The organism is Aeromonas sp. R5-1 (genome assembly GCF_040908265.1).
GTDB lineage: Bacteria > Pseudomonadota > Gammaproteobacteria > Enterobacterales > Aeromonadaceae > Aeromonas > Aeromonas caviae.
The window spans coordinates 1-3,465 of the sequence record NZ_JBFODJ010000066.1; the positions used below are offsets into that span (position 1 = coordinate 1).

Annotated in this window: 2 protein-coding genes and 2 pseudogenes; 3 read left to right on the forward strand and 1 reads right to left on the reverse strand. The window is 55.5% G+C overall.

From position 1 onward, the window contains the following. Positions 1-36: 36 nt before the first annotated feature. The 3 genes and pseudogenes from AB5Y64_RS10075 to AB5Y64_RS10085 all read left to right on the forward strand — a co-directional run bounded on the left by AB5Y64_RS10075 (position 37) and on the right by AB5Y64_RS10085 (position 3,308). Positions 37-1,068, forward strand: a complete 1,032-nt coding sequence (locus tag AB5Y64_RS10075; RefSeq protein WP_001809438.1) for an IS630-like element ISAhy2 family transposase — start codon at positions 37-39, stop codon at positions 1,066-1,068. A 14-nt stretch (positions 1,069-1,082) separates the two neighbouring features. After that, positions 1,083-1,379: pseudogene (locus AB5Y64_RS10080) on the forward strand (sulfate adenylyltransferase); the annotation flags it as partial. A gap of 3 nt (positions 1,380-1,382) precedes the next feature. Further along, complete coding sequence (locus AB5Y64_RS10085; protein WP_125117304.1) at positions 1,383-3,308, forward strand: EAL domain-containing protein; 1,926 nt, start codon at positions 1,383-1,385, stop codon at positions 3,306-3,308. A gap of 58 nt (positions 3,309-3,366) precedes the next feature. Here the strand turns inward: AB5Y64_RS10085 and AB5Y64_RS10090 are convergent. Continuing rightward, positions 3,367-3,465: pseudogene (locus AB5Y64_RS10090) on the reverse strand (IS1595 family transposase); the annotation flags it as partial.

Here is a 3,465-nt window from a genome sequence, read left to right on the forward strand (position 1 = left end):
CTAAACAAAACAAGCCACACCCAAAGGACTGAGTTGATGCCTATCCTACCACCTCTGCCACGACCACAACGGCGCCGCATTCACAAAATCATCCATGCCACCCGTGATAAAGGACATGCTCGTCGCTTGATGGCCATCTTGCTGTTACATGAAGGACGCACGATCACCGATGTTCATCACCTTACCGGCGCTGCGCGCTCGACCATCGGTCGTTGGCTTCGGTGGTATCGAGATGAAGGCATAGATGCGCTAGAAGCCTTACCGGCTGGCCGTGCCCCAGTCTTACCTATCGCCAAGATTGTCACCTTACTGGTGCTGCTCATGCAGTTTTCTCCGCAAGATTTTGGTTATCAGCGCAGCCGTTGGTGTACTGAACTATTGGCTATAAAAATCAATCGGTTAACAGGGCTCAATGTGGCAGCCTCCACGCTCCGCCGATGGTTACCTCGTATGGGCATTGTCTGGCGCAGGCCCGTGCCGACCTTGCGGATAAAAGACCCAGCCTATCAGGAAAAAATGGCGAATATCGACGCCGCGCTGGCCCGCTGTGATGCCGATAATCCGGTGTTTTATGAGGATGAAGTCGATATAGACCTCAATCCCAAATTAGGAGCCGACTGGATGTTCAGAGCGCAGCAAAAGCGGGTTGTCACACCGGGGCAGAATGCCAAGCATTATCTGGCAGGCGTTCTCCACGCAGGCAACGGAAGGGTACTTTACGTCAGCGGGATCAAGAAAAACTCATCGCTGTTTATTGCCATGCTGGAAAAGCTGCGCCACCACTACCGACGAGCCAAAACCATCACGTTGATCCTCGATAACTACATCATTCACAAAAGCAAACAGACCGAGCGATGGTTGAAGAAGAATCCCAAGTTCTGCCTGGTGTTCCAGCCAGTTTACAGCCCTTGGGTTAATCACATAGAACGGCTATGGCACAAGTTACATGAAACCATCACGCGCAATCATCAATGCAGAGGGATGGCAAACCTGCTGGCCCGAGTGAAACACTTCATGGATACCGTGTCTCCTTTCCCGGGGAATGGCTATGGCACAGCGAAGGTGTAGCACTATTGGGATCAGTTATTTATGTCAAGGCATTGGATTATAACCAGTTTCATATGGTCGTTGCCTACTATGAGACGCCTGCGGCAGTACCCCTGATTCTGGACAATCTTGTCGGATCAATTCGCCCGGCGACCCAACGGGCGGATTTGTTGCCAATTTACAGTTTTAACGGTAGTCACTTGTGGCTGATGAAGGCGCGTGGTCAAGGGGAACTGGCCGGGCAATCATCCCGCTTGGGATTATGGACAGACTTACGCAATCGCATGACATCGGGGCGATTGGCTCGGCCTGCGGTCAATTTGGATGATTAACCTATGACGCTCTACAGACAACTATTGGCAACCATGCTGCTGCTGTTCGGATTGCTGTTTGCCGCCACCTATTGGGTGCAATTCAATTCGACCCGCAACTACCTGGCGCAGCAGCAGGAGACCACCGTCATCAATACGTCCACCGCACTGGGTCTGGCGCTGACCCCCTATCTGGAGAACGGCGACAAGGTCAGTGCCGAATCCGTGATCAAGGCGGTGTTCGACGGGGGTTACTACAAGCTGGTTCGTCTCGATCTGCTGGCCTCCAAGGATGTCATCGAGCTGGAGAACAGCAGCCATATCGAAGGGGTCCCACAGTGGTTCATTGGGCTGGATCTGTTCCCTGAAGTGGCCAATGAATCGATTTTGACGTCGGGTTGGCTGCAACTGGGCAAGCTGAAGGTCGTCGGCCACCCTGGACAAGCCTACTACGAGCTTTGGAAAGGAATGAGCGAACTGGCCACCTGGTTCCTGGTCGGTTTTCTCGTCACCACTCTCTTGCTGATGCGGGCGCTCAATTATCTGCTCAAACCGCTCAAGCTGATTTGCGATCAGGCGGTTGAAATCGAGCTGCACCATTTCGGCCACGCCATTCCCGAGCCCAAGACCCGCGAGCTGCGGCAAGTGGTACAGGCCATCAATACCCTTTCCAGCAAGCTTGCCGTGCAGTTCAAAGAGCAGGCCGACGAGGCCGAGAATCTGCGAGCCCGCGTCTATGTGGATGCCGTCTCCGGGCTTGGCAACCGCTCTTACTTCGTCGGGCAGGTCAATGCCTGGATTGCGGAGGCCGGGCAGGGCGGGGTCATGCTGGTGGCCGTCGACATGCTGGACGATCTCTATCGGGAAGAGGGCTTTGCTGCAAGGGACAACATGGTCAAATCCATTGCACAGGTGCTCAGGGAACTGCTGGATGGCTGGGATGGCGCGGCGCTGGCCCGGATCTCGGCGACGGAGTATGCCTTGCTCTGCCCCACCGATGATCTGTCTCAGCTCAAGGAGCTGGCGGAGCTCATCAACAGCCGTATCGCCGATCTGGTTGTCAATCCCATGGGAGAAAGCGGAGCGCTGTCCGTCGTCGGCATCGCTGGCCGTGATGGCAATGACGATCTCTCGGCGCTGCTGACGAAGGCGGATAACGCCCTTGGCAAAGCGCGCAATGAGCGGCGCGGTGCCGTCGTGATGGAAGGCGGCAATGAGCAGGGACTGATGGGACGCCTTGCCTGGCGAGACCTGGTGCAGGATGCCATTGCCAGACATCTCTGGCGCTTCAAGGCACAGCCTGCGTGCCGCTTCGATGATGGTACCCGCCTGCATGCCGAGTTGTTCGCGGCCATCTCGCGAGATGGAACGGATTACTTCGCAGGGCAGTTCTTGCCTGCGATCGAGCAGTTCAAGATGGGGGCCGAGTTTGACAAGGCGGTGCTAGAAGCCTGCGTCCCCTTGTTCAAGCAGCAACCGGAATTGGTGTTGGCAGTCAATATCACGGCGGGTTCTCTCTGTTCGGATGAGTTCCTGACATGGCTCAGAGGCTATCTGTCGCTGAACGTGGAGCTGAAGGAGCGACTGCTGTTCGAGATCCCGGAAGCGGCCATCATGAAACACAAAGAGTATGTGACTCATCTGGTTGAGCTGTTGCGAGAGCACGGCTTCTTGTGGGGGGTCGATCACTATGGCCGGCACTTCCAGTCCCTCGGCTATCTGGAAGAGCTGGCCCCCGCTTATGTCAAGGTGGACCACGGGTATACCAGCCAGGTCATGGAACCAGGCGCCGATACCTCCTTCCTGGCGGCTGTCTGTCGGGCTGCCCACAACGCGGGTGTCACGACCATCGCCACCCGGGTGGAAGATAAACGGCAGGTTGAATTGTTGTCCAGTTTGCATATCGATGGTTATCAGGGGTTCGTTCACCCAGCATTTCCACTGGCATAAGCGGTACAACTCGATAGAAAGGGGCTCATTAAGGGCCCTTTTTTATATCTGTTCCTGATTACCCATGACCCTCAGCCAGCTTCAAGAGCCGATATGGCATCGGAGGGCTTGCCACGACTGCATGCCCCAATTCAACCAACATGCTCTTGAGGTCAAA

What these genes read in the sequence shown, in the direction of transcription:
- AB5Y64_RS10085 (WP_125117304.1), top strand. Translation starts at nt 1,383, where the DNA reads ATGACGCTCTACAGACAACTATTGGCAACCATGCTGCTGCTGTTCGGA.
- AB5Y64_RS10075 (WP_001809438.1), top strand. Translation starts at nt 37, where the DNA reads ATGCCTATCCTACCACCTCTGCCACGACCACAACGGCGCCGCATTCAC.